We start from the raw sequence: 21,835 nt of genomic DNA, 5'->3' as shown, positions 1-21,835 counted from the left end.
AATCGCAAACAGCAACCAATCTAGACCCTATATAGGTCAGTAGATAAGATATGAGTCAAAAATAACTGATATGTTTAAGACGTTATTTAAGTACACAAAATCATCGGCAACAATTACTTATGGTCATCCTAGACCCAAAATCGCAGGCGATGTTATCAATCTCATAATTCACGAAAGCCTAAGCTTGCGTGGCGACGCAGTATAGCACAATAAAAAATTATGTGTAGCCATTTATTCAATTACTAAGTAAATAGCCCGAATAAGTCCTCTATTGAGCATGCTAAACGTCTCATTCAACAAAAAATCGGTGATTATTTGACTACTTTAACATCCGTGACATAAGTCGGCAGCTGCCATGCCCCGCCCGCTTCAATAAGACGGCACAGTCCAGTGGTGCTTTCATGGCTTTTCTCAAACGCGCGGCCCGTCCACACCCAATCGACTTGACTCATACAGTCGCCAATACCGCGACCTTTTTGTACTGAGCTAAGCTTACCTTTGTCGTAATTGGTGGCGCTAGTCGTGACCAATGTCGGCTTGTAAGGTTTGCTATCATTGATCACCCACACCCCACTACCCACATTGTAAGCAGCTGTCCAACAATCATGCTGTGCCAGCAGCTGTGAATCATTTAGGCGACTGACACGCCAAGGTGACTTGTCTGATAGATTTGGGCAGTCAGCATCGGCATCTTTCATCGTTCCTTTCATCAATGAGGCCAATTGAGAGGATCTCATGACAAACTTTTTATCGCTAGCAGCAGACTTACCACTAGGCTCTACAAAACGTAGTACAGGTACTGCTTTAGGGGGTAAGACATTACTATTAGATTTGGTCGCATTATCATGGTTCATCAGCGCACTTGGCGTACCCACGCGTCCTTGGACATCATCGGCCTTTAACATGACCGCACTAGCTCCTCTGTCTGAGAGTTGCCAGCGCGAGTTACGTAATGCGAATGTGATTTTGCTTGATCGCTGAAGGGCGCTAACTAAGGCGGTAACTTGCGCTTGGGTTAGCTCAGCACTGCCTGCGGCTGCAGAATACGGCTTGGTTTCACCATAATTTCGATCGTTAATAAATAGTGATATCCGGTGACGGTTACCTAATTGCATTAAGGCTTTAGAGGAGCTGTCTTTGGTACCACCAAGCTTGACTTTGCCATCTACAGCGGCGTTTGCCCCTGCACGGCGGGTCAATAAGACAGAGACAGGAAATTCACTATTATTTTCTGCTTGATAGCCTGCTATCCGACAAGTACGGGTATTATCACAGACCACCTGCCAATCTTGGCTGGTAAACTCAGTTTTGGCGTTCACCATACTCGCTGTACCAAACAAAGCCATACTAACTGCTGCAAGCATAGGTAAGCGCATTTTATTATTGTGTTTCATAATCCATTACTCATCAATCAAATAAGTATAAACACCTGTCTGTCACGGTGATAAGCGGTTATCTTAACGCTTTAATGTTTCTATCTGTTGTTCTAATGTACCATTATGTAAATACAAAAGAAAGTGGTCATCAATTTTATATTTATTATTTTAAATATAATAAAAATAAGCCGATAAGTGCGTAACTTAAACTTACCAGCCTAAATGTCATTGAAAATAATTAAATGATGCTCGTGCTAATAATTAATCGATTGGTTTTAACTCTAGCTCCACAGCACGCTTGACGGCAGGTCTCTCAGCAATTTTTTTCGCCCAGCGCTGTATGTGTTTGTAGTCTTGTACTTGCAAAAACTCTGCCGCATCATATAGCTTACCGAGTACCAACTGTCCATACCATGCCCAAATAATCATATCGGCAATATTATAATCAGCTTCATCATTACCGCATAAATACTCACTGTCTTTTAGATGGGTATCTAATACATCAAGCTGACGTTTAGTCTCCATGGTGTAACGATTAATTGGATATTCTAACGGCTCTGGTGCATAGGCATAGAAATGTCCGAAGCCGCCACCTAAAAAAGGCGCACTACCCATTTGCCACATCACCCACGACAGACAGTCTGCTCTCGCTTTTCCTAGCGATAAAGGTAGGAATCTATCAAATTTTTCTGCCAGATACATCAAGATAGCGCCCGACTCAAAAAGAGCAATCGGCTCGCCAGCGGTACCAGCAGAATGATCGACCAACGCTGGAATTTTTGAGTTAGGGTTAATCGCTACAAACCCTGAGCCAAACTGTTCACCTTGCGAGATATCAATTTTATAAGCATCGTACTCAGCACCGCTAATACCAAGCTCTGCCAGCTCTTCTAATAAGATATTAACTTTAACACCATTGGGTGTGTTCAGTGAGTATAGCTGTAGCGGAGCATCGCCTACTGGTAGCTCTTTATCATAACGAGCGCCAGAGGTTGGGCGATTGATGCTTGCGAACTTACCGCCGTTGTCTTTGTCTTGTGTCCAAACTTTAGGCGGTACATATTTATCGTTTTGTGTGTCACTGGTTGATGCATTACTCATAAAATATCCTTAGTTATTATTGCCATTATTTTTGGTTATATTAGCTTTTACTTATCTTAGTACTGTTTTTCTTGATATAGTCAATCCTAAATAAAACAGATACATTATATATCAAGGTGGGACTGGTCTAAATTTTCCTTGCGTGCTGTGCCTAGGCTGCTCGATGCTGCGAAAAATTTATCCCAGTCCCACTGTATCGTTTTTATACTGAATTCACTATAGCCATGCTAATTTCTCTATTAATTACCATGCTATTTATTAGCTAGGCTTTACTATAACGATAACCTCTGCTGATATTAAAGTCTTCTCTTGTAATCAATGTTACGATTTTACTGTGATTAATGACATACCACTCAATGACCCAAGCCCGCCATAATGCTTCGTTACCTTGAGGCACTTTAATTACCCTCTAAGCTTTCTTATACTACTCAACTTATATCGCGCAATCTGTTCGTAAAGACGCGAACCTCACGATTTTATAATAAGATATCCAATGGGATTGACATGCTGACGCTCACCCCAGCTCAAAATAAATACCTACCCTATGTGTTAGCAGTGGCGCTATTCATGCAAATTCTGGATGCCACTATCCTGAACACCGCACTGCCGCAGATGGCCTTGGCATTAGATGAGTCACCGTTAAAAATGCAGTGGGCCGTTATCAGCTATGCATTGACCTTGGCAATTTTTATTCCAATTAGTGGGTTTTTGGCAGACAAATACGGTACGCGCCGCGTTTTTCTCTCTGCTATTGTGATATTTTGCATCGGCTCACTGCTGTGCGCGATGGCCTCTACTTTAAATTTTTTGGTCGCATCACGGGTGATACAAGGTATTGGCGGCGCTATGATGACCCCAGTTGGGCGTTTGATTTTAGTAAAGTCCTACCCACGTAATCAGTTATTGACGGTAATGAATTTTGCAGTGATTCCTGCCTTGGTCGCGCCGCTGGTTGGACCCTTGCTTGGCGGGTATTTGGTCCAATATGCCAGTTGGCACTGGATATTTTTGATCAATATTCCGATGGGTGTGGTGGGGTTTGTCATTGGCAAAAAACTCATACCTGCGCTGTTTGGGGATAAGCAGTCTTTAGACTGGGTCGGTTTTGGGCTGTTTGCATTGGGTGCGTGCGCCTTAACCTTGGCAGTTGAGATGGGTTCAAAAGTGGGTCACGGTTACAATGCGCTATTGCTAGCTGCCGCATCGATTGGTTTTTTACTGGCCTATGTATGGCATGCCAAACGCCATGTTGCGCCGCTATTTTCTTTGACACTCTTTAATGTGCCCACTTTTCGTATTGGTATTACTGGCAATCTATCCACGCGTATTGGCATCAGTGCCGTGCCTTTTTTATTACCATTACTATTACAAGTCGTTTTTGAATACACGCCTTCGCAGGCAGGCTGGTTATTAGCACCCATTGCAGTTGGTGCACTTGGGATAAAACCCTTTGTCAGCAAAATTATCCAGCGTTACAGCTATCGCGTGGTATTGGTATACAACACCCTTATTTTGGGTTTACTGATTATTGTACTAGGACAGTTCTCAGATGCGGCGCAGTGGCCATGGATGATTCCGGTGCTGATTGTGATTGGTGTTTGTAACTCAATCCAGTTCAGTGCCATGAATACCATCACTATCGGCGATCTACAAGGGGCACAGACCAGTAGTGGCAACAGCTTAATGGCCGTCAATCAGCAAATGGCAATCGGATTGGGTATTGCCTTTGGTGCCGCACTGCTCAACTTGTTACGTGATCGGTTTCAAGTAGATACCTTACTTGCTTTTCAGGTCACTTATTGGATACTGGGCGGCTTTACTATTCTCTCAGGATTGGGCTTTTTACGGTTAAAACCAGAAGATGGGCGTGGTTTGTACTAACTACCTCGGTAAATACTTAAAAGCTGATTGCCGCATATAAGCCTTTAGTGGTTTCTAAACGTAAAAAGCCAGCGTGTATTTTGGTTAAAAACCAATCACACGCTGGCAAGTTTGTTTCATTGCTGATTGAGACGAATGCTAATTAAGACAAATTACTTATGGCTCGTCATCATCACTGATTTGTGATTGAATATAGCGTTCTGCACCCATACTTTCTATCAAATCTTCTTGCGTCTCTAGCCAATCCTGGTATTCTTCATTACCATCTTTTATCGTAACCAGTAGGTGACGAGACACATAGTCAGACTTTGTCTCGCATAGGGTAATCGCATCCGTAATGATACTGAATTTTTGTTTTTCTAAACGCAAGTTGCAATCAATCACTTCTGGCACATCCTCGCCGACCAATACCTTACCCAATTCCTGTAAGTTAGGTAAACCACCTAACAGCAAGATACGCGCAATCAAATCATCTGACCATTTCATCTCAGCGATAGACTGCTTATAAAGTGAGTCGTTAAGCGCTTCTAAGCCCCAATGACGGACGATACGTGCGTGCAAGAAATACTGGTTAATCGCAATTAATGATTGACCAAGTACCTTGTTTAATGCACGAATGACCTCTTTATCCCCTTTCATAATCTCTCTCCCTTTCTTATTTATATTAAATACTATAGTTTTTATTCGTATCTATGATGATATCAAACAAGATTAGGAGTGACTTCAGCCATCTGGGTCTGTAGATAATTATGCAGACCAATCATGTCAATTAAGCGTAACTGTTGTTCAAGCCAATGCGCATGGTCTTCTTCCGTATCTTTTAGCTGCTCAACAAGCATCTCACGTGTGACATAGTCGTGCTCTGCTTCACAAAGCGCAATGCCTTCTTTTAGATGTTTTTGTACTTTATATTCTAAATCAAGATCAATCTGTAGCATCTCAGGAACCGTGCTGCCGATATTGACCTGATCGATCGTCATGTTAGGTGTACCACTCAGCATGAGAATGCGACGAATAATTGCTTGTGCGTGTAGTGTTTCGTCTTCCATTTCATGATGGATACGATCGTACAATTTGCCATAATGCCATTCAGCATACATCTCTGAGTGAATAAAATACTGGTCACGTGCCGCCAGCTCGCCGCCTAACAAGAAATTTAAATAATCAATAACTTTTTGACTGCCTTTCATAATGCACACTCCTCTATATGTTTTTGCCGATCTATATATTCATATTTTTATATATAAAGATACCTAAATACGTAAACTGATCAGTAAAGGGTCAAATCAATAAAACGTCTTACAATCTTTGACAGATATAGTAGCATACAGTCGTCACCTGGCATGTAATGTTGTGAACTAAGAATAAGATGCTAATTGAGAATTGTAATTAGCTACAGTTGTCAGTTACGATACTTGATACATATTGATAGCAGCGATGTTGGCATATCTATGAGGTTATATGGACGCCTGCTATTTACTCCTTATGTATAATAAAAGAATAGATGCAATATATTGAATATATTTGGTTGGATTAGAGATAAGATCGACTAAGCTAAAAGTAGTTATACTGCATACGCTAAGACATCGAGTGCTGCGTGATGTTCGTCTAAGTAATCATTGACCATAGGCTCACAGCATCCACAGCAAGTTGCAACGTCGAGAGTGTCTTTTAGACCATCAAGGGTATCTACACCAGAAGCAATGGCTGCTTGGATTTGCTTTTCTTTGACGTTATTACAGATACATACGTACATGGATTGGCTCCTCTGATTACCACTATTTGATAGCGACTACTTGCTTAGCATCACGCTGATTACATGCAGTATAATAACGATAATTGTTATCATTTTCAATAACATTCGGAACTTTTTTGGTCGTGATGGTACAGTTGTATTTCGCACCATTCACCTATGTAAGTGGCTATAAGCGTCCATGTAACCGAATATTATAGAAGGTAGTAAATTAACGACGAACTGTAATTTTGCTTATTTTTTAATCGATTTTCTAGATAACTGCTATTATATTGAACCCCTATAAACGAAGTCCATTGGAATTTTCCTATGTCTGATAATAATTTTACGATACGACCTATCGATTTGTTCAAAGTCCTATCTGATCAAACACGCCTAAAAATATTTCAAATTCTTTTTAAAAAAGAAGCACGTTGCGTGGGTGATTTGGTAGACATGCTTGATCAACCGCAACCAACGATATCGCGTCATTTGAACCATTTGAAAAAACTGGGTATCTTAAGCTGTGTACGTGACGGTACATGGATGTGGTATGAAGTCGCTGATGACTTACCAGAATGGTGTCAAGACATCTTGAATATCACTTATGATCAACTCTCTCCAAGTGATTCAGATAAAGATGAATCGAGACTTGCTTAAATGTTATAGATAGACAAGTGTAGTTAATTGCATTCTGTATGATTCAACAAGCCAAAAAAAAATCCTACCTAAGTAGGATTTTTTTTGTCTCATCAGTTATGAATGACAGTGAGATAAAAGCTGAGCCGCTAAGCCAAATCTAAGAAGTCGCTGATAAAGGCATTAGCTGGCTGGTGTATCAGCTCCTCTGACGTTCCTACCTGCTCTACTCTACCTTGATTCATGACGACGATCTCGTCAGAGACGGCGCGGGCTTCTTCTTGATCATGGGTCACCATAATACTTGTGATACCAAGCTCGTGGTGGATATTCTTTAGCCAAGTGCGCAGCTCTTTACGTACTTTGGCATCTAACGCACCAAATGGCTCATCCAGCAATAGTAGCTTTGGCTTGACCGCAAGTGCCCGTGCTAGTGCAATACGCTGACGCTGACCGCCTGACAGTTGGTGCGGATACGCATTGGCAACTTGTGGGAGCTGTACCAGATCTAACAGCTCTGCCACGCGCTTATCGATATCCGCTTTGCTAGGACGTTCATTCTTTGGTAGTAACGTCAATCCAAAGGCAACGTTATCTGCGATGTTCTTATGACGGAACAACGCATAATGCTGAAACATAAAGCCAATATGACGCTTCTGTACTGGCGTATTGGTGACATCCATCTCATCAAACAGTACCTGTCCAGAGTCGGCATATTCCAGACCCGCAATGATACGTAGCAATGTGGTCTTACCGCAGCCTGATGGACCTAGCAAGGTCGTCAGCTTGCCAGTTGGCACAGTAATATTGATATTGTCTAAAGCCGTAAAGTCACCAAATTTTTTATTAACGTTGCGAATCTCAATGCTCATAATGGTATCTCTTATAATATCTTTTGTCGTATTGAGACTGATGTCTTAACGACTGTGTCAATATGATTGAACAATCCTGAATACTTACCCAAACAACTTATAGCTTACTAGCACTCTCAGCCGTTGACGTCGTCGCATTGGCACTCACTGGTAGCTCAGGGGCAGCCGCCAAACGTTCAGACTTAGCAAATTTTCGCTCTTGTACTTTGGTCATGACTTGCTGAATCAGTAGCGTCACTAAGGCAAGTGCGGCAAGTAAGCTCGATAAGGCAAATGCAGCGGTAAAGTTATAATCATTATAGGCAATCTCAACCAATAGCGGCATGGTATTAGTCTCACCGCGAATGTGACCAGATACCACACTGACCGCACCAAACTCGCCCATCGCACGTGCATTGGTCAAAATCAAACCATACAGCAGCGCCCATTTAATATTAGGCAATGTCACATGCCAAAAGGTCTGCCAGCCAGTCGCACCCAAGGTTAATGCGGCTTGCTCTTCAGAGTCGCCTTGTGTCTGCATCAATGGTATCAGCTCACGTGCAACAAACGGAAAGGTCACAAATAGCGTCGCTAGAATAATACCAGGTACTGCATAGATCACCTGAAAACCCATGCTCTCAAGCCAGCCACCAATCGTAGAGTTCATTCCGAATAGCAGCACAAACATCAAACCGGCAACGACAGGTGATACGGAAAATGGTAAATCAAGTAAGGTGGTGACCAGCTGCTTACCTTTAAACTGATAGCGTGTGACCAACCACGCAATCGCAATACCCATGACCATGTTGATCGGTAAAACAATCGCCGCTGTGATCAATGTCAGTTTGATGGCTTGTAATGCCTCAGGGTCAACCAATGACGCAAGATATAACTGCCAGCCGTTTTTAAAAGCCTCATAAAACACAGCCAATAATGGCACCACCAGCATTAAGACCATAAACAGCACAGCGATCACAATAAAGGTACGGCGTATCCATGGCGTGTCTTTGGTTGCAGCGTTGCTTTGGTAGTCGTAGCTATTAGATATTTGCATATTAGCGAGCTCCTACGCGGCGCGACAGTTTCCACTGCATGATATTGATGGTCAATAAAATCACAAATGAGATGAGTAGCATAAACAGCGCAACCGCAGAAGCGCCTTGAACATCGAACTGCTCAAGTTTACTGATAATGATGAGCGGCAAAATCTCAGACTGCATCGGAATATTACCCGCGATAAAAATAACGGAGCCATACTCGCCAGTAGCACGGGCAAACATCATACCTGCACCCATTAGTAGTGCAGGCAGTAGTTCTGGCAAAATCACTTTACGAAAAGTGGTTAAGCGATTGGCACCCAATACGGCTGCGGCTTCTTCAAACTCAACCGATAGCTCTGCGAGTACTGGTTGTACTGCACGGACGATAAAGGGAAAGCTCACCACAACCAATGCCAGCCAAATACCTATCGGCGTAAAGGCGACCTGAATATCGAACTTGGCAAACCATTGACCAATCAAGCCATTAGGCGCATATAGCGTCGCAAGCGAGATACCTGTAACGGCGGTTGGTAGTGCAAATGGCAAATCAACCAGGGCATTAATTAACGACTTACCCCAAAACTCATAGCGGACAAGTACCCACGCAACCAGTGTACCAAAGACCATATTGGTCAGCATCGCCAAAAACGACATCCATAAGCTGAGCTTAATTGCAGCAGTGACTTGCGGCTGGGTGATGGTTTCCCAAAAACCCGTCCAACCCATCTGAGTTGTGGTATAGGCCATCATGGCAAACGGTAGCACCACTAGTAATGACAAACTAAAGACAGTGATGCCCATGCTCAGACCAAACCCAGGTAGCACATTGCGCTGACGCAAGCGTGTCAACCACCCTTTTTTGTTGGTGGGTTTGCTGGCAGAAGAAGATGTTGCACTCATAGTGATGTCCTATTGCCTAACTGATGGTACTTAGCGAGGGTGCTCAACGTAAGACCATTATTATCACAACTGTTATTAAAATTATTATTGGTCGGCTTACAATATAAAGGACATAGTGCATACGACCATGTCCTTTATGGGGTGCTTAATGACTGACTGTACGATTAACTGCTTCAACCAGTTTTAGCGGTTAGCGCACTAGCAGTTCTTATATACGTAGCAGGCGATTACTGCGGCGCATTAACAGCCAACTGATCAAACACACCGCCATCACTGAAGTAGGTGCTCATGATCTCATCCCATGTGCCAAAGGCATCGTTCGGGCGGAAAGTCTCAACAGGTGGCAATTTGTCACTGTTTTTGTCAAGAACGCTCTTAACGCTAGGACGTAAGTATAAATCGGCTGCTAGTTGCTGAGCAGGCTCACTCCACAAGTAATCAAGATACGCTTTGGCCGCGTCTGTGGTACCTTTTTTGTCTGTTACCGTCTTCACAACTGCCACAGGGCTTTCTGATTTGATTGAGTATTTTGGATAAACGATATCTACTTGACCCGCACCAAAATCAGTCGCTGCAAGGTTGGCCTCGTTTTCAAAAGTGACCAATACATCACCGATACCGCGCTGTACGAAAGTCGTTGTCGCGGCACGTCCGCCGTTTTCATAGACTTTGACATTTTTTAGCATGTCTTTGACGTAGCCTTGAGCTTTTGTTTCATCTTGATTAAAAGCATGTAGACCATAACCGTAGGCGCCTAAGAATGCATAACGACCGTTACCTGTGACCTTTGGATTGGCCATGACAATCTCAACACCGTCTTTGGTCAAATCTTCCCAGTCTTTGATATTTTCTGGATTGTCTTTACGTACCAAAAATACGATCGTACTGGTAAACGGCACTGCGTTGTCAGGGAATTTGCTTTCCCAATCTGACTCAACCAAGCCTTTTTTCTCAAGTAGCTCGATATCAGAGCCTTGGTTCATGGTGGCAACATCGGCTTGTAGACCATTAGCCACAGACAATGCCTGTTTGCTTGAGCCGCCATGTGACTGCTTGATTAGAATCTTGCTGTCTGGATGCTCAGCTTTATAATGCTCAACAAACAAAGGGTTGTAGTCTTTATAGAAGTCACGTGCCACATCGTATGAGACATTGAGTAGCTCAATATTCTGCCCTTCTGTCGTCGCTGAACCGTCAGCTGCCGCCTCAGTCGTCTCACTGTTGCTACAGCCAGCTAGACCCAATGTCAGAGCAACGCCAGCAATGCTCAAGGCACTAAGGGTTTTACTCTTTTGTTGATAACGAGCTACGTCTGTCATAAATACCTCAAAGATGTCTGTTGTGTAATGCAAGTATGCTAACAGCGCCATCTTATTATGTTTAATGATGAATATGCGTATGTTATTGCCAAAAGGGAATAACAAGCAGGCAAAGCCAATCATATCAATAATTTATGAAAATTATATACACATAACCAACTGTTTTCTGATTTTAACATTGGATACGTCTTATCTATCTTGTCCGTGTTTCACTGATAACGGCCAAGACAGATCATTCTACAAGCCAGAAATTAACGACTACTTAGTACTTGCCAGCTGATCGAAACGACCACCGTCTACAAAGAAAGTATCCATAATCTCTGCCCATGGGCCAAAGACGGCGACAGGCTCAAACGTTTCAATATCAGGTAATGTGTCCTTGTGGGCGGCAAGTATTTGCTCATCACTCGGACGCATATACATTTTTGCCATCAGCTCTTGTGCAGGCTTGTCCCATAATCCTTTTAGATAGGCACTTGCCGCTTCGGTCTTGCCCGCTTGATCAGTCACTGCCGTGACGACTGCTACTGGGTTGGCAATCGTAATCGAGTAACTGGGATAGACAATATCGACCTGACCCATGGCAAATTGCTGAGCGGCCAAATTCGCCTCATTTTCGGTAGTGATGAGCACATCACCTAGGCCGCGCTGGGTAAAACTGGTCGTCGCAGCACGTGCGCCATTGTCATAAGTGACCACGTTTGCCAATAGCTTTTTGATAAAGTCATTGGTTTGAACTGGGTTGTCGCTACTGTTTTCTTTGAATTGGTGCAAGCCATAGCCGTAAGCCCCCAAAAAGGCATAACGCGCTGTACCACTGGTCTTGGGATTGGGCGTGACCACATCGATATCGTTACGGGCTAAATCTGACCAATCCTGAATGTTTTTTGGATTACCTGCACGAACCAGTAGCACCATAGTGCTGGTGTACGGCACAGCATTATTGGGTAGTGCCTGCTGCCAATCAGAAGCGACCAGACCTTTTTCCACCAACAGATTCATATCACTTTCTTGGTTAAAGGTGACCACATCTGCTTGCAAACCATTGGCAACAGAGAGCGCCTGCTTACTTGAACCGCCATGCGACTGATTGATATTTACTTTGCTGTTTGGATGCGCTTTTTGATAGTCAGTGCTAAATAGCGCGTTATATTCTTTATAAAAGTCGCGAGATACATCATAGGAGACATTGAGTAGATTGACATCCTGCGTCTCACCATTAGCGTTGTTTGCTGCCTTGTTTTGCGCCTCTTCGGTTGGGCTACAGCCTGTCATCATGATCGCTGCTGCGAGCATGCCGCTAGTGGTAAGTACCCGCGCTTTTATGTGTTTATTATTGGTTGGCTGGATGCTAGCCATGCGGAATTTTTGGAATTTTTTTTGCATGATGCTCTCGATAAAGGTGGTAGAAGCGTGTTGTCAAAATTTTGACCATCATCATAGGGCTTACAATCATTTGAGCTTGGTTCTTTTGACTTTTACTCTGTTGATTTCAGTTTTCGGATGATGAAAGCTATGCTAGCAGCATAAATAGCAAACGCTTAGTGACGAATCCGCTTATCAAGTCTTAATGTTGGCATAAGCACTTAGCATGTGCTCGTACGAGGTTATGATGAACGTGAGGTAAATCATTGCAGGCAGGCTTATTAAATAGGCTATAATTTAGCTAGGCTGTACCCTCATTCTATATGGTAGGGCCCATGCGCCAATGCTATATCCATTTTACCGTCTTATTTAACCAAAGGCCTTTTTATGACTCTTTCGTCCCATCGCTTTCATTCTATTGCAGCATTAACATTGATAGCCACTACCCTAGCTGCCGTAACGGGTTGTCATAATGTGACGCCCGCGGTGAAGAGTTCTGCGAACAATGCTGTAGCGGTTCATTCAATTCCAGTGGATGTTATGAAAGACTATATTTCTGGTGATTATGCTTCTGCAGATTATGACAAACGCGCACAAGGCTATGACTGGGTTGGCGTCATGGTGCGTGCAGAGAGTGACCAACAAATCGATATAAAAGTTCGCTCACGTAGCGATATCAAAAAACAGACTTGTCAGTTTGATGGTAAGGCGATATTAATGGGGCAAGACGCGGCACACGGTACAATTTTTCAGGCACAGGCAAATGACAGCACCGTCTTTTTTCAATTTAAAGACAATATGCTGACGATTGATAGCCCAGATAAATATGCGCTGAATTATTTTTGCTCAGGCGGTGGCTCACTTGCGGGAGAGTATCAAAAGCTGGTAGAAGATTTAGCGATTTGATAGCTCACGCTAACTGCGGTGAGAGATGCTAAAGATGATAAAAACAAAAAGGTGCCAGACCATAAGTCTGACACCTTTTTTATTATTAATGTAGCACTGATTTTTTATGCTGACACGCTAGGGTTTACACCGCAGAGGCGCCCGTGAGTTTGATCTCAGCACGTTCTTCACGAGCGATGCTACCGTAGTAGTTACGTAGTATCTCAAGCACTTCTGGACGGCTAAAGTTCTCTGGTACTTCCATGTCTTCTGACAGCGCTTTACGCAGCTTGGTACCTGATACTTTAACGTGTTCAGACGCGTCATGCGGGCAAGTCTTGTCAGATGCCATCGCATTACAAGCATTACACCAGAACGTCCAGCCAATTTTTAGCGGCTGGGTGATGAGATCGTCTTTGCCAACCTGTTCAAAAATGGTTTGCGCATCAAACGCGCCATAGTAATCGCCCACACCAGCATGATCGCGACCAACGATCAGATGACTACAGCCATAGTTTTGGCGGAATAACGCGTGTAATAAGGCTTCACGTGGACCAGCATAACGCATATCTAATGGATAACCTGCTTGAATCACCGTGTCTTGTTTGAAGTAATTATCAATCAAGGTTTTGATGGCTTCTTGACGCACTTCTGCTGGAATATCACCTGGTTTTAGTGCGCCGAGCAATGAATGAATCATCACACCATCGCAGATCTCAATTGCGATTTTGGCCAGATATTCATGTGAGCGGTGCATCGGGTTACGCGTTTGGAAAGCCGCCACAGTCTTCCAGTTTTTCTCTTCAAAGATTTGACGCGTTTGCGCGGGCGTTTTATAGATACCAGGATAACGCGTTGGGAATTCGCCCTCGCTCAGTACTTCTACGCTACCTGCAACATTAACCTCATCTTGATCCAATACTTGCTGGACGCCTGGATGCTCTGGATCTGTGGTGGTAAATACTTGCTGACACTCGTGTTCTTTATCAATGGTATAGGTCTCTTCTACTGTTAAGATGCCCATAACTTCGCCATCTTGTGCGACCAATGCGACTTTGTCGCCTTGACTCAAACTATCCGCCGTCGCTTTTGGTGCAGACAAGGTGATCGGAATGGGCCAAAACAAACCTTTATTATCCCCACTTTGCAAGCGCATGTTATCAACCACACCTTGCCAATCAGCTTTATTCATAAAGCCATTTAATGGTGTAAAGCCGCCAATACCGAACATGATCAGATCACCACGCTCGCGTGAGCTTAAGGTAATGGTTGGTAAGGTGCTGGCAAGCTCTAGGGCTTGCTCGCGTGCTTCGCCTTCTAACAACAGTGGCTTTAGCTCGGCACTACCATGTGGTGGAACCAGCTTTGCTTGGGTTTGAGTTTGACTTTGGGTCTGAATCTGGGTCTGAGACATATCGTTATTAAAACCTCTTATTAGAAAGAATGGTTGGAAGAGATGAGCAAAAATACGAAAGTGATTAAATATACAAAACTGAGAAGAAAGCCGTCGATAGATAAGAAGTAGCGTACTAGTGATCAGGCGTTAAATTTGATAAGCATAGGCTACCTAACTTTCGTTATGAAAATTTATGCTGTGTTTGGATATGGATATGTCTGAAAGGAATTTATGTTTATAGATAGAAGCTTATATGATGTGACCCTGAATTGTTTAAATTGCGATTTGTGGTAAAGTCTATCACCTACGAGCACAGATATTAGATTGCTGCCATCGCTGCTTTTAAGACCAAAAACAAAACTGAGATTACGTCATGTATCAATATAATTACGCTGACCAGACGTTAGTAGACGAACGAGTTGCCCAATTTCGCGACCAAACCGCACGATTTTTGGCAGGTGAGCTGCCAGAAGAGCAGTTTTTGCCACTGCGATTGCAAAACGGCTTGTATATCCAGCGTTATGCACCGATGCTCCGTATTGCCATTCCTTACGGCTTGCTTGCCAGCTATCAGCTACGCAAATTGGCTGAGATTACCCGCAAATACGACAAAGGCTACGGGCATTTCACGACTCGTACCAATATTCAGCTGAACTGGCCAAAACTAGAAGAAGTGCCAGACATTTTGGCAGAATTGGCAACGGTACAGATGCATGCCATCCAAACCTCAGGCAACTGTATTCGTAATACCACAACCGATCCTTACGCTGGTATCCATAAGGAAGAAATCGCTGATCCACGTCCTTATTGCGAAATCATTCGTCAGTGGTCAACCTTCCACCCTGAGTTTGCTTTTTTACCACGTAAATTTAAAATTGCAGTCATCGGTACCGAAGCGGATCGTGCGGCAACGCAAGTACATGATGTGGGTCTGCACGTCGTTACCAATGACGCAGGCGAGCTTGGCTTTGAAGTGATCGTTGGTGGTGGCTTAGGACGTACGCCTATTATTGGTAAAACAATTCGCAAGTTCTTACCGCGCGAGCATTTGCTCAGTTATCTTGATGCGATTTTGCGCGTCTATAATTTGCATGGTCGTCGTGACAATAAATACAAAGCCCGTATCAAGATTTTGGTCGACAGCTTAGGCGGCGATCAGTTTGCCAAACTGGTAGAAGCTGAGTGGGAGGCGCACACCAAAGACGGTCCGCTGACCTTGACGGATGACAATTTTGACACCGCTGCCAGCTACTTTAGCATGCCTGATTATCAATCATTTGATGCGCTCGCAGTACAGTCTGAGTTACAACAACAACTAAACGCTGATAAAGACTTTGCCAATTGGTATAACCAGAATACTGTGGCACATAAGGTGGACGGTTACCGTGCGGTCGTAATCTCTTTAAAAGCCGGACTGGTGGACGGTCGTTATGTGCCATCAGGTGACTTGAGCGATGCGCAAATGGATGCGCTTGCCGATTTGTCTGATCGTTATAGCTTTGGTGAATTGCGCGGTACGTATCAGCAAAATCTGGTATTCGCTGATGTGCAAACCAATGAGCTTTATGAATTGTGGCAGCAGCTATCAGACCTGCATTTAGCACGCGCCAATATCAACACCTTAACCGACATGATTGTCTGCCCAGGTTGGGATTATTGCTCACTGGCCAATGCGACTACGCACAATATCGCTGAGCAAATCGAAAAGCAGTTCGATGATTTGGATTACTTGTATGATCTTGGTGATATTCGCCTAAACATGTCAGGCTGCATGAATGCTTGCGCCCATCATCACACAGGTGATATCGGTATCTTGGGTGTGGATAAAAAAGGCGAGCACTGGTATCAGATTAGCCTTGGCGGTAACTCTAGTAATGACGCCAAATTGGGCAAAATCTTAGGAAAAGCGGTGCCAGCGGATGATGTGGCCAGCACCTTACAAACCATTTTAGATGTGTATCTCGATATACGCGGCACTAACGAACAAGATGTTGAGGGTTTTGGTGACGTGATTGACCGCGTTGGTATCGCCCCCTTTAAGGAGAAGGTCTATGGCTAATCATCATGTGCTCGATAGCCATGGCGCAGACATCAGTGGCGAAGATACTTGGCAAGCGCTAGTGACAGCGCAGCTGCCTGACGGTATCGCGTTATCAAACCTGACCTTACTTGAGCTGTTACACAAACAAGAAAAAGTTGATGTACTTGTCCCATTAGCAGATTTATTAAATGCTGATGGAAAACTGGCAAACGGTTTGCTCGCGCAAGTATTGGATATCCTCAAGCAGCACAGCAGCCGATTGGGTGTGTGGATCACGTCCAACACCGATGCTGATGATCTGCCTGATGTAAAAGACTTTTTATTGACGCAAGACTTGATCGTCATTCATGTCCCAAGTTTTGCGGACGGTCGCGGTTTTAGTTTTGCACAGACCCTGCGTCAGCTTGGTTATGAAGGTGATATTCGTATGGCAGGCGCGTTTGGTCGTGATCAAATTGCTTATTTGCTGCGCGCTGGTGCTACTAGCTTTGTACTCAATGAGCATGATGCTAAATCTGATATTAGCCAAGCCTTCACTGCCCTAGCCAGTAGCTATGATGGTCGAGACGCTTCAGCATTACCGATGTTCTCAAAAACCTAAACTCGATATTAAAGAACCATTTTTATATTAACAATTATTAAGGAATATATTATGAGCCAATTACACCCAAACCTAGATATCGACCAAGCAAACCAAGATTTGCAAGGTAAATCACCAGAAGAGATTGTAGCGTGGGCGCTGACGCAAGCCAAAAACCCAATCATCACCACCAACTTTCGCCCATATGAGTCTGCTATCTTGCATTTGGTTGCCAAGCAGCGCCCTGACATCACAGTATTGTGGGTAGATTCAGGCTATAACACCGATGCGACCTATCAATTTGCCAACAAATTGATTCGTGATCTTGATCTCAACGTTGTGACGTATATCCCAAAACAAACCGCTGCACACCGTGATTCAACCATGAATGGTATCCCAGGCATTGACAACCCGCAACATGGCGAGTTCACTGAACAAGTGAAACTTGAGCCATTCCGCCGCGCCCTTGCTGAGCTAAAGCCTGACGTATGGTTTAACGCGATTCGTAAAGACCAAACAGAATTCCGCCAAGGTCTTGATGTACTTAGCTTATCAAAAGATGGCGTATTGAAAGTAGCGCCATTGTTTGAAAAAACCGATGCAGATTTGGATGTGTATCTAGAAGAAAACAACCTACCAAACGAGCATGACTACTTTGATCCAACTAAGGTAGAAGAAAGCCGTGAGTGTGGTCTGCACACGCAGCTGTAATTTTAGTGTTTTCTGAATGAAAAAAGCCCTTTCTTTAATTTAAAAGAGGGCTTTTTTTTATGATTGACGATCATATTTGCAACTACTAAAGCTATTTGCGACCTAAATAATAGCGCCGCCACCTCATCGCGTCCTGTGACGACGACTTTAGCACCTTCATTAGCAAACGCCTTTGCCGTCGCCTCGCCCAACCCTGAAGTGCCACCAAATATAATCGCCACTCTGTCTTATAGTTTCATAGTATGCTTACTCTTTTTAAATATTGTGAATTATTGATATACGATTAATTATCTTAAGACATGCTAGCACACCCTAATTTTGGGATATGTTAGCGTGTATTAGAGAATTTATTGATTTAAGAAAGTCATTTAATCTATTCCTATTAGCAAGAAAAATATCAATTAATATTTCAAAAATGAATATACTAATGCCAATTCATTAGGTGAGAGTGTGTCTGTGATACCTCATAATGGCGGCATTCCTTATATCTTTTCTACTTTTATAGTCAATCAATATTAAAAGTGGTACAAGGCAGACGATTGCAAGTACTACAGTAGTAGGCTAAACGAGTCTAACGCTGTAACACTTTAATAGTGGTTCGACTATACAATAAATAATTCAATATATGGTGACACTATGAACACCTTCCCGCTATTTTTTAAATTAGAAGGCCGTAAAGTGCTCATCGTGGGCGGCGGCGAAGTGGCACTGCGTAAAGCGGACTTGCTCAGCCGTGCTGGCGCGTGCATTACGATTCTTGCGCCTAATATCAGCCACGAAATACGAGAGTTACTGAGTGACAATAAGCACGAGTTGATTGAAAAAAACTATCACAAATCCTATATGTCAGGCGTTCGCGTGATCATTGCCGCGACTGACGATGAAACGCTTAACCATGAGATTTACGCAGATGCGACTGAGCTAAATATCCCGGTCAATGTGGTCGATACGCCGCCATTGTGCGATTTTATCTTTCCAGCCATTATTGATCGTAACCCTATTGTCATCGGCATTTCATCAAATGGTAAAGCGCCTGTATTGGCACGGCTATTACGGGCACGCCTTGAGACCTTAATCCCGCAAGGCTATGGCAAACTGGCCAAGCTGGCAGGGGATTTTCGCAGCGAGGTAAAGTCCAAAATACCAACGCTGACTGGACGCCGCCAATTTTGGGAGCGTGCGTTTGAGGGTCAAGTCAGTCAGTTGATGTTTGCGGGTAATGAAACGGAAGCCGCTGCCCAGTTGCAAGCGGATTTAGATAGTACTGCCGCTGCTATTCATGATAAAGCCCATGCTGCGGAAAATACAACGCCTACGCTATCAGACGAGTCAGAAAAAAAATCACCCCCCGTAGGCGAAGTCTATATCGTTGGCGCAGGCCCTGGTGACCCAGAGCTTTTGACATTTAAAGCGCTGCGTTTGATGCAGCAAGCAGATATTGTCTACTATGACGCATTGGTATCTCCACAAGTGCTGGATCTTTGCCGCCGTGATGCAGACAAAGTGTTTGTCGGTAAAAAACGCAGTAACCATACTGTCGCGCAGCTTGGCATCAATGAGTTATTGGTCAATAGCGCCAAAGAAGGTCGGCGTGTGGTTCGATTAAAAGGTGGCGATCCATTTATCTTTGGTCGTGGCGGTGAAGAAATTGAAAGCCTGCGCGCTCATGGTGTGCCGTATCAGGTCGTACCAGGGATCACCGCTGCCAATGCCGCTGCTAGCTATGCTGGCATACCCTTAACTCACCGTGACCACTCACAGTCCGTACGTTTTGTGACAGGATTCTTGAAGGCAGGCACGCCCAACAACAACTTTAAAAACTTCTTGAACACCGATGAGACGGTGGTCTTTTATATGGGTCTGCATTCGCTGGCGCGCTTGACTGAAGGCTTGGTTGACGCTGGTCGTAGTGCTGATACGCCAATTGCCATTGTCTCTAATGCCAGTATGCCCAATCAGCAAGTCCTAACAGGTACGCTTGCCAGCATCGTCAGTCAGCAAGAAACCGCTCAGCTGCCGACGCCTGCCCTGCTTATTATGGGCGATGTGGTCAGCTTGCATCATGATTTGGCTTGGTACAATTTACAAAATCAGCAGCACAACCAAAGCAGCGATGACATAGCTAAAAACTGGTTACGTGAAGGTTCAAGAGGTGAAGCAGTCAAACAGCCCATAGATCAACAAGCTCATGCGCTATCGATGATTGCAAATCTTGCGACAAATTCAGGGGACGATCTAGAGCAGCTCATCATCGATTAATCTTCTGTGTTTTATTATTACCTGTACCGCAAAGCGACCCTGTCAATTATCTATTGGTAGGGTTTTCTTTTGGCAACAGAGAAAATCTCAACGATTCTTGCTAGAATGAAAGCTACCTAATTAATGTTCTGACGTTTAATGATAAGCCAAACTATGCCCCTATCTATTGCTTCTAAATATATCTCTGTTAGACCTTTAAAAATATTGCACACGTCCGATTGGCACTTGGGGCGCAGGCTTTATGGTCGTCTGCGTTATGAAGAGTTTGAGGCATTTTTGCAGTGGCTAAAAGACACCATTAGCGCACAGCAAGTAGATATATTGATTGTCGCAGGTGACATCTTTGATACCATGACGCCCAGCAATAAAGCCCAAGCGCTATATTATGAGTTTTTGGGGCGAGTCTCACGTTCCTGCTGTCAGCATGTGGTCATTGTCGCAGGCAATCATGACTCACCGACGTTTTTGGATGCGCCAAGCAATGTGCTCAAATTTTTGAATGTCCATGTGATTGGGACTGCTTGTGATGATTTAGAAGATGAGGTATTGGTCTTAGGTGATGATGATAACAATCCTCATTGCATTATCGCCGCTGTACCCTACCTGCGCGACCGTGATGTACGTAGCAGTAGCGCTGGCGAGTCTGCGGATAGCAAAGACGCCAATGTTATCAAAGGTATTCGCGCCCACTATGATGAAGTAGCAGCGATTGCTAGAGAACAGCAGGCCAAATTAATCGAGGTACATCAACGGCATATCCCTATCATTGCCACAGGTCATCTATTCGCCGCTGGTGGCAAAACAACCGATGATGACGGCGTGCGCGATCTCTATGTTGGCTCACTTGGCAAAATCTCCGCTGATATGTTTGATGAGGGTTTTGACTATGTCGCCCTTGGGCATTTGCACGTACCACAGCGCGTTGGCGGTCGTGAGAGTATTCGCTACTCAGGCTCACCCATTGCAATGGGCTTTGGGGAGGCAAAACAGCAAAAACAGGTATTGCTGGTACAGTTTGGTGCTATAGCTAATGTTGATAATGAAATCATAGAAGTAAACATCACATCTGATAGCGTTGTACCTCATCTATCTAATACGGTTACTAAGGTTGAAAAATCAGCAGAAAAGACTGCTAAGAAAATAGCGAGTCAAGCCACTGTCTATATGGATGACTTATTTGGATTTGACGCGCCAGCTGATAATCATGAGATAACAACAGCGGCTCCTCAAGCGAACACTGACGATCAAAAACAGCATAAACCCAAGCCTAACGACTCCATTACTTCTAACAAAGTTTTGCATCATGATGACCACAATCAGATGCAGGTAGTTTCTCTACCCATTCCAAAGTTCCAACAGCTAGCGCAGATATCTGGTGACCTAACCACAATCTCACAAACGATAAAATCACTCACACCAACGGATTCTGTTTGGTTAGAGGTGGTTTATACGGGTGACGAGATTGTCAGTGACTTACGTGAGCAAGTACAAGCGATGGTAGATGGGCTGACATGTGAGGTATTAAAGATTAAGAACACCCGCACTTATAATAAAGTGCTTAACCAACAGCAAACCTCGGAGAATTTGCAAGACTTGAATGAGATGGAAGTATTTGAGCGCTGCTTGACGATTAATGAGGTGGCTGAGTCACAAAAAGACTCGTTGCGTGATGCCTATGGTCAGATACTTTATCACTTACATCATGAGGACAAACAGGCAGAATAATATAAGTGTGAATCATTATCGCATTTCTATT

The 21,835-nt window shown here is 43.9% G+C and carries 19 protein-coding genes and 1 pseudogene; 8 read left to right on the top strand and 12 right to left on the bottom strand.

Going from position 1 to position 21,835, the window contains the following annotated elements; genetic code table 11:
• Window positions 1-311: 311 nt before the first annotated feature.
• Both GYK50_RS06610 and yghU read right to left on the bottom strand, forming a co-directional pair.
• A complete protein-coding gene (locus tag GYK50_RS06610) occupies window positions 312-1,394 on the bottom strand; it encodes a DUF1176 domain-containing protein (RefSeq protein WP_093071040.1) in 1,083 nt (360 codons plus the stop codon).
• A 243-nt stretch (window positions 1,395-1,637) separates the two neighbouring features.
• Complete coding sequence (gene yghU / locus GYK50_RS06605; protein ID WP_093071037.1) at window positions 1,638-2,477, bottom strand: glutathione-dependent disulfide-bond oxidoreductase; 840 nt, start codon at window positions 2,475-2,477, stop codon at window positions 1,638-1,640.
• A 504-nt stretch (window positions 2,478-2,981) separates the two neighbouring features.
• On the opposite strand from yghU, the gene GYK50_RS06600 reads away from it, so the two are divergent.
• On the top strand, window positions 2,982-4,358 hold the full coding sequence (locus GYK50_RS06600) for a DHA2 family efflux MFS transporter permease subunit (protein WP_093071035.1): 1,377 nt from the start codon (window positions 2,982-2,984) through the stop codon (window positions 4,356-4,358).
• A 156-nt stretch (window positions 4,359-4,514) separates the two neighbouring features.
• Here the strand turns inward: GYK50_RS06600 and bfr (GYK50_RS06595) are convergent, their stop codons facing one another.
• From bfr (GYK50_RS06595) to GYK50_RS06585, 3 genes are all read right to left on the bottom strand, one after another.
• On the bottom strand, window positions 4,515-4,997 hold the full coding sequence (bfr, locus tag GYK50_RS06595) for a bacterioferritin (RefSeq protein WP_071001574.1): 483 nt from the start codon (window positions 4,995-4,997) through the stop codon (window positions 4,515-4,517).
• Between the two features lie 62 nt (window positions 4,998-5,059).
• Window positions 5,060-5,548, bottom strand: a complete 489-nt coding sequence (gene bfr / locus GYK50_RS06590) for a bacterioferritin (RefSeq protein WP_212563543.1) — start codon at window positions 5,546-5,548, stop codon at window positions 5,060-5,062.
• Window positions 5,549-5,922: 374 nt separating this feature from the next.
• Complete coding sequence (locus tag GYK50_RS06585; protein ID WP_058025142.1) at window positions 5,923-6,114, bottom strand: (2Fe-2S)-binding protein; 192 nt, start codon at window positions 6,112-6,114, stop codon at window positions 5,923-5,925.
• Window positions 6,115-6,420: 306 nt separating this feature from the next.
• On the opposite strand from GYK50_RS06585, the gene GYK50_RS06580 reads away from it, so the two are divergent.
• Window positions 6,421-6,750, top strand: coding sequence for an ArsR/SmtB family transcription factor (locus GYK50_RS06580; protein ID WP_071001576.1), 330 nt, complete (start codon window positions 6,421-6,423; stop codon window positions 6,748-6,750).
• A gap of 131 nt (window positions 6,751-6,881) precedes the next feature.
• On the opposite strand, the pseudogene GYK50_RS06575 reads toward GYK50_RS06580, so the two are convergent.
• The 5 genes and pseudogenes from GYK50_RS06575 to GYK50_RS06555 form a co-directional block, all read right to left on the bottom strand.
• Window positions 6,882-7,601: pseudogene (locus tag GYK50_RS06575) on the bottom strand (sulfate/molybdate ABC transporter ATP-binding protein); the annotation flags it as partial.
• Window positions 7,602-7,698: 97 nt separating this feature from the next.
• Entirely contained in the window at window positions 7,699-8,637 is a 939-nt protein-coding gene (cysW, locus tag GYK50_RS06570; RefSeq protein WP_093071030.1) for a sulfate ABC transporter permease subunit CysW, read from the bottom strand.
• A gap of 1 nt (window position 8,638) precedes the next feature.
• Entirely contained in the window at window positions 8,639-9,523 is an 885-nt protein-coding gene (gene cysT, locus GYK50_RS06565; protein WP_071001578.1) for a sulfate ABC transporter permease subunit CysT, read from the bottom strand.
• Between the two features lie 227 nt (window positions 9,524-9,750).
• Window positions 9,751-10,842: a sulfate ABC transporter substrate-binding protein gene (locus GYK50_RS06560; RefSeq protein WP_093071053.1), complete on the bottom strand. Its 1,092-nt coding sequence runs from the start codon at window positions 10,840-10,842 to the stop codon at window positions 9,751-9,753.
• Window positions 10,843-11,100: 258 nt separating this feature from the next.
• Window positions 11,101-12,228: a sulfate ABC transporter substrate-binding protein gene (locus GYK50_RS06555; RefSeq protein ID WP_286708328.1), complete on the bottom strand. Its 1,128-nt coding sequence runs from the start codon at window positions 12,226-12,228 to the stop codon at window positions 11,101-11,103.
• 366 nt (window positions 12,229-12,594) lie between these two features.
• Here GYK50_RS06555 and GYK50_RS06550 point away from each other — a divergent pair, with 366 nt between their 5' ends.
• The gene (locus GYK50_RS06550; RefSeq protein WP_212563542.1) at window positions 12,595-13,113 is read left to right on the top strand and encodes a hypothetical protein; all 519 of its coding nucleotides are present in this window, start codon (window positions 12,595-12,597) and stop codon (window positions 13,111-13,113) included.
• Window positions 13,114-13,237: 124 nt separating this feature from the next.
• Here the strand turns inward: GYK50_RS06550 and sat are convergent, their stop codons facing one another.
• Window positions 13,238-14,506, bottom strand: a complete 1,269-nt coding sequence (gene sat / locus GYK50_RS06545; RefSeq protein ID WP_212563541.1) for a sulfate adenylyltransferase — start codon at window positions 14,504-14,506, stop codon at window positions 13,238-13,240.
• 355 nt (window positions 14,507-14,861) lie between these two features.
• Between sat and GYK50_RS06540 the strand changes: the two genes are divergently transcribed.
• The 3 genes from GYK50_RS06540 to GYK50_RS06530 are packed head-to-tail and all read left to right on the top strand — an operon-like array spanning window position 14,862 to window position 17,820.
• Window positions 14,862-16,547, top strand: coding sequence for a nitrite/sulfite reductase (locus tag GYK50_RS06540; protein WP_212563540.1), 1,686 nt, complete (start codon window positions 14,862-14,864; stop codon window positions 16,545-16,547).
• Window positions 16,540-17,130, top strand: a complete 591-nt coding sequence (locus GYK50_RS06535) for a DUF934 domain-containing protein (protein ID WP_212563539.1) — start codon at window positions 16,540-16,542, stop codon at window positions 17,128-17,130. The genes GYK50_RS06540 and GYK50_RS06535 overlap by 8 nt, the downstream gene beginning before the upstream one ends.
• A gap of 51 nt (window positions 17,131-17,181) precedes the next feature.
• Window positions 17,182-17,820, top strand: coding sequence for a phosphoadenosine phosphosulfate reductase domain-containing protein (locus GYK50_RS06530; RefSeq protein WP_212563538.1), 639 nt, complete (start codon window positions 17,182-17,184; stop codon window positions 17,818-17,820).
• A gap of 2 nt (window positions 17,821-17,822) precedes the next feature.
• On the opposite strand, the gene GYK50_RS06525 is transcribed toward GYK50_RS06530, so the two are convergent.
• A complete protein-coding gene (locus tag GYK50_RS06525) occupies window positions 17,823-18,041 on the bottom strand; it encodes an SDR family NAD(P)-dependent oxidoreductase (RefSeq protein ID WP_286708329.1) in 219 nt (72 codons plus the stop codon).
• A 415-nt stretch (window positions 18,042-18,456) separates the two neighbouring features.
• Here GYK50_RS06525 and cysG point away from each other — a divergent pair, with 415 nt between their 5' ends.
• On the top strand, window positions 18,457-20,079 hold the full coding sequence (cysG, locus tag GYK50_RS06520; protein ID WP_212563537.1) for a siroheme synthase CysG: 1,623 nt from the start codon (window positions 18,457-18,459) through the stop codon (window positions 20,077-20,079).
• 153 nt (window positions 20,080-20,232) lie between these two features.
• Window positions 20,233-21,804 (top strand): exonuclease SbcCD subunit D C-terminal domain-containing protein, encoded by a 1,572-nt coding sequence (locus tag GYK50_RS06515; protein ID WP_212563536.1) that lies wholly within the window; start codon window positions 20,233-20,235, stop codon window positions 21,802-21,804.
• Window positions 21,805-21,835 lie beyond the last annotated feature (31 nt).

Source organism: Psychrobacter pacificensis (assembly GCF_018336615.1).
Lineage (GTDB): Bacteria > Pseudomonadota > Gammaproteobacteria > Pseudomonadales > Moraxellaceae > Psychrobacter > Psychrobacter pacificensis.
This window is presented reverse-complemented; position numbering and strand designations above follow the sequence as displayed.

What these genes read in the sequence shown, in the direction of transcription:
- GYK50_RS06530 (WP_212563538.1), top strand. Translation starts at nt 17,182, where the DNA reads ATGAGCCAATTACACCCAAACCTAGATATCGACCAAGCAAACCAAGAT.
- GYK50_RS06560 (WP_093071053.1), bottom strand. Translation starts at nt 10,842, where the DNA reads ATGACAGACGTAGCTCGTTATCAACAAAAGAGTAAAACCCTTAGTGCC.
- GYK50_RS06540 (WP_212563540.1), top strand. Translation starts at nt 14,862, where the DNA reads ATGTATCAATATAATTACGCTGACCAGACGTTAGTAGACGAACGAGTT.
- bfr (WP_071001574.1), bottom strand. Translation starts at nt 4,997, where the DNA reads ATGAAAGGGGATAAAGAGGTCATTCGTGCATTAAACAAGGTACTTGGT.
- cysW (WP_093071030.1), bottom strand. Translation starts at nt 8,637, where the DNA reads ATGCAAATATCTAATAGCTACGACTACCAAAGCAACGCTGCAACCAAA.
- cysT (WP_071001578.1), bottom strand. Translation starts at nt 9,523, where the DNA reads ATGAGTGCAACATCTTCTTCTGCCAGCAAACCCACCAACAAAAAAGGG.
- GYK50_RS06610 (WP_093071040.1), bottom strand. Translation starts at nt 1,394, where the DNA reads ATGAAACACAATAATAAAATGCGCTTACCTATGCTTGCAGCAGTTAGT.
- bfr (WP_212563543.1), bottom strand. Translation starts at nt 5,548, where the DNA reads ATGAAAGGCAGTCAAAAAGTTATTGATTATTTAAATTTCTTGTTAGGC.
- GYK50_RS06535 (WP_212563539.1), top strand. Translation starts at nt 16,540, where the DNA reads ATGGCTAATCATCATGTGCTCGATAGCCATGGCGCAGACATCAGTGGC.
- GYK50_RS06550 (WP_212563542.1), top strand. Translation starts at nt 12,595, where the DNA reads ATGACTCTTTCGTCCCATCGCTTTCATTCTATTGCAGCATTAACATTG.
- GYK50_RS06515 (WP_212563536.1), top strand. Translation starts at nt 20,233, where the DNA reads ATGCCCCTATCTATTGCTTCTAAATATATCTCTGTTAGACCTTTAAAA.
- GYK50_RS06580 (WP_071001576.1), top strand. Translation starts at nt 6,421, where the DNA reads ATGTCTGATAATAATTTTACGATACGACCTATCGATTTGTTCAAAGTC.
- yghU (WP_093071037.1), bottom strand. Translation starts at nt 2,477, where the DNA reads ATGAGTAATGCATCAACCAGTGACACACAAAACGATAAATATGTACCG.
- sat (WP_212563541.1), bottom strand. Translation starts at nt 14,506, where the DNA reads ATGTCTCAGACCCAGATTCAGACCCAAAGTCAAACTCAAACCCAAGCA.
- GYK50_RS06555 (WP_286708328.1), bottom strand. Translation starts at nt 12,228, where the DNA reads ATGCAAAAAAAATTCCAAAAATTCCGCATGGCTAGCATCCAGCCAACC.
- GYK50_RS06600 (WP_093071035.1), top strand. Translation starts at nt 2,982, where the DNA reads ATGCTGACGCTCACCCCAGCTCAAAATAAATACCTACCCTATGTGTTA.
- cysG (WP_212563537.1), top strand. Translation starts at nt 18,457, where the DNA reads ATGAACACCTTCCCGCTATTTTTTAAATTAGAAGGCCGTAAAGTGCTC.
- GYK50_RS06585 (WP_058025142.1), bottom strand. Translation starts at nt 6,114, where the DNA reads ATGTACGTATGTATCTGTAATAACGTCAAAGAAAAGCAAATCCAAGCA.